This window comes from Streptomyces sp. (genome assembly GCF_031178505.1).
GTDB lineage: Bacteria > Actinomycetota > Actinomycetes > Streptomycetales > Streptomycetaceae > Streptomyces > Streptomyces gulbargensis.
In genome coordinates this window covers 1-3,079 of the sequence record NZ_JAPSIW010000801.1, presented here as the reverse complement: position 1 = coordinate 3,079, position 3,079 = coordinate 1, and the positions used below count along the sequence as shown (strand labels likewise).

At 74.4% G+C, this 3,079-nt stretch carries 5 protein-coding genes; 4 read left to right on the top strand and 1 reads right to left on the bottom strand.

Annotation, left to right across the window (positions count from 1 at the left end; all coding sequences use genetic code 11):
• The first annotated feature begins 304 nt into the window (after window positions 1-304).
• Together RIF68_RS32585 and RIF68_RS32580 are read left to right on the top strand one after the other, a co-directional pair.
• Window positions 305-898, top strand: coding sequence for an XRE family transcriptional regulator (locus RIF68_RS32585; protein WP_309054949.1), 594 nt, complete (start codon window positions 305-307; stop codon window positions 896-898).
• A gap of 42 nt (window positions 899-940) precedes the next feature.
• Window positions 941-1,504 carry a YbaK/EbsC family protein gene (locus RIF68_RS32580; protein WP_309054946.1) on the top strand — a complete coding sequence of 188 codons (564 nt, stop codon included), beginning with the start codon at window positions 941-943 and terminating at the stop codon, window positions 1,502-1,504.
• 31 nt (window positions 1,505-1,535) lie between these two features.
• Here RIF68_RS32580 and RIF68_RS32575 read toward each other — a convergent pair whose 3' ends face one another.
• Entirely contained in the window at window positions 1,536-1,958 is a 423-nt protein-coding gene (locus RIF68_RS32575) for a CoA-binding protein (protein ID WP_309054944.1), read from the bottom strand.
• A 184-nt stretch (window positions 1,959-2,142) separates the two neighbouring features.
• Here RIF68_RS32575 and RIF68_RS32570 point away from each other — a divergent pair, with 184 nt between their 5' ends.
• Window positions 2,143-2,769 (top strand): YigZ family protein, encoded by a 627-nt coding sequence (locus tag RIF68_RS32570; protein WP_309054942.1) that lies wholly within the window; start codon window positions 2,143-2,145, stop codon window positions 2,767-2,769.
• Between the two features lie 64 nt (window positions 2,770-2,833).
• Window positions 2,834-3,079: exonuclease SbcCD subunit D (locus RIF68_RS32565; protein WP_375165768.1), on the top strand; the 246-nt coding region annotated here is incomplete at its 3' end.

The following is a 3,079-nucleotide window of genomic DNA, read 5'->3' as shown; positions in this document are numbered from 1 at the left end:
GTCTCGCCCTCCGGCGCCTCCTCCTAGGCCACCGGAGGGCGAGACCGCGCCCGTGGGGCCGAGGGCCAGCGCCTCGTGGAAGGCGAGCGCGGCCGCAGGCCCGACCACGCCGGCGTACGGGAGACCCGGGCACGCCACTCGTGGCCAGGACGGACAGGGCGGTCGGGCTTCCCCGCGAGGCCGGGCCGGCGCGGGCGCGGGGCGGTACGGCCCGGAGCAGGGCAGTACAGTGCAGTGAACGATCGGATGCACTCCACCGTAGTTCAATCTGTTGAACTCTGTCATCCAAAATATTGGACGGAACGTGTCGGACCTCGACCAGCTCACGCAGTCGCTCGCCCGGAACCTGAAGCGCTGGCGCAACGAGCGGGGCTTCACGCTCGACGCCCTCGCCGCCCGGGCCGGCGTCAGCCGGGGCATGATCATCCAGATCGAGCAGGCCCGGACGAACCCCAGCGTCGGCACCACCGTCAAGCTCGCCGACGCCCTCGGCGTCTCGATCACGACCCTTCTCGACCACGAGCAGGGGCCCCAGGTCCGGGTCGTCCCGCCGGACCAGGCCGTCCGCATGTGGTCCACCCCGGCCGGCAGCAGCACCACCCTCCTCGTCGGCACCGAGGCGCGCGGCCCCCTGGAGCTGTGGTCCTGGACCCTCATGCCCGGCGACGCCAGCGCCTCCGACCCGCACCCCGAGGGCACGACCGAGCTGCTGCACGTCACGGCCGGGACGCTCACCCTCGTCGTGGACGGCCAGGAACACCGCATCCCCGCCGGCAGCTCCGCCGTCTTCGAGGCCGGCGCGCCCCACGCGTACCGCAACGACGGTGACGAGCCGGCCACCCTGACCATGGCCGTCTCCATCCCGCCGGTGCGCCGGGCCGCCCCGCCCACCCGCTGAGACGCCCGGACGCGCGGCCCGCGACCTTGTTAGCGTGCCCGCATGCGCGCACCCATCGGAGACTTCGACCGGGCCCTGCCCGCCCCCGAGTGCCTGGAACTCCTCACCGAGCCCGTCGCGGCCGCCGTCCGCACCTGGACGGGCACCGTCCCCGCGGACCAGCTGCTGTACGTGGACACCGACCCGGACATCGCGGACACCGCCGTCTTCGTCGAGCACCACGGGGCCGCACTGCTCGACGCCTCGGCCAACTGCGTGGTCCTCGCGGGCAAGCGCGGCGAGACCACGACCCTGGCCGCCTGCGTCGTGAAGTCGGCCACCCGCGTCGACGTGAACGGCGTCGCCCGCAAGCACCTCGGCGCCCGCAAGGCCAGGTTCGCGCCGGTGGACACCGCGACCGGCGAGTCCGGGATGGAGTACGGCGGAATCACCCCGATCGGCCTGCCGGCGGCCTGGCCGCTCCTCGTGGACGCGACCGTCGTCGACACCCCGTGGGTGCTCATCGGCAGCGGCCGGCGCCGCGGCAAGCTCATCGTGCCCGGCAAGGCCCTCGCGGACCTGCCCGGCGCCGTCGTCCTCGAAGGCCTCGGCGTCCCCGCCGCCTGACCGCCCGCTCCGCGAGCGGCCGGACAGGCGCTCAGCCCAGCCGGGGGATCTCGATGGCGGGGCAGCGATCCATCACCATGTCCAGCCCGGCCGCCCGGGTCCGGGCGTACGCCTCCTCGTCGACGACGTCCAGCTGGAACCAGACGGCCTTCGCGCCCGCCGCCACGGCCTCGTCCGCGATGCCGCCGGCCAGCTCGCTGTTGACGAACACGTCGACCACGTCCACCGGGAACGGGACGTCCGCGAGGGACGCGTACCCCTGCTCGCCGTGGACCGTCTCCGCCTTCGGGTGCACCGGCACGATCCGCTTCCCGAACCGCTGGAGCACGGCCGCCACCTGGTACGCGGCCCGGGAGCGGTTCGAGGAGAGGCCCACGATCGCCCAGGTGTCCCCGGACTCGGTGAGGATCCTGCGTACGGTGTCCGACTCGGTGGTCGTGGTCTCGACGCTCATCGCCGTGCCTTCTCTCGCTCGGAAGTGCTGTCATCCGCGTCAACGGGCCGCCACGGCGCGTGATTCCCGCCGGCCGCACCCGCCACCGCGCCCCCCCCACGGTGCCACCCGCCCCGTCACCGCCGGGTCACCCTCCGCTCCGGCCGCCGGGACCGGCCGGAGCCGGGGAACGTAGGCTGGCGGGATGCAGGAGCAGTACCGCACCCTCGCCCGCGAAGGTGTCCACGAGACCGAGATCAACCGCTCGCGCTTCCTCTGCGCGCTCGCGCCCGTCGCCGACGAGCGGGAGGCGCAGGAGTTCGTGGCCCGGATCCGCAGGGAGCACCCGACCGCCACCCACAACTGCTTCGCGTACGTCCTCGGCGCCGACGCCTCCGTCCAGAAGGCCAGCGACGACGGCGAACCCGGCGGCACCGCCGGCGTCCCCATGCTCCAGATGCTGCTGCGCCGCGAGATGCGGTACGTCGCCGCCGTCGTCACCCGCTACTACGGCGGCGTGAAGCTCGGCGCCGGCGGGCTCATCCGCGCGTACGGCGGCGTGGTCGGCGAGGCGCTCGACGCGCTCGGCACGATCACCCGGCAGCGCTTCCGGCTCGCCACCGTCACCGTCGACCACCAGCGCGCCGGGAAACTGGAGAACGACCTGCGGGCCACCGGCCGTGCCGTCCGCGACGTCCGGTACGCCGACGCCGTCACCCTGGAGATCGGCCTCCCCGACGCCGACGTCCCCGCCTTCCGCGCCTGGCTCGCCGACGTCACCGCCGGCACCGCCGGCTTCGCGCTCGGCGGCGAGGCGTACGGGGACGCCTGAGCGGAGGCCGGGGCCGGGGCGGAAGTACCGGACCCGGCACGGCCACGCCTCCCGCCGGGTTAGCGTGGAGGCCGCACACGACGGGAACCAGGGGCGAGGAGCACGGGCACATGCGGGGTGGGACGGCATCGTGAGGTTCCTGCACACCTCGGACTGGCACCTCGGCCGGTCCTTCCACCGCGTCGGCCTGCTCGACGCCCAGGCCGCCTTCCTCGACCACCTCGTGGACACGGTCCACGCGCGCGAGGTCGACGCCGTCCTCGTCGCCGGGGACGTCTACGACCGGGCCGTCCCCCCGCTGCCCGCCGTC

Excerpts from the sequence above, each read along its gene's own strand:
- RIF68_RS32570 (WP_309054942.1), top strand. The coding sequence starts at position 2,143 with ATGCAGGAGCAGTACCGCACCCTCGCCCGCGAAGGTGTCCACGAGACC.
- RIF68_RS32575 (WP_309054944.1), bottom strand. The coding sequence starts at position 1,958 with ATGAGCGTCGAGACCACGACCACCGAGTCGGACACCGTACGCAGGATC.
- RIF68_RS32580 (WP_309054946.1), top strand. The coding sequence starts at position 941 with ATGCGCGCACCCATCGGAGACTTCGACCGGGCCCTGCCCGCCCCCGAG.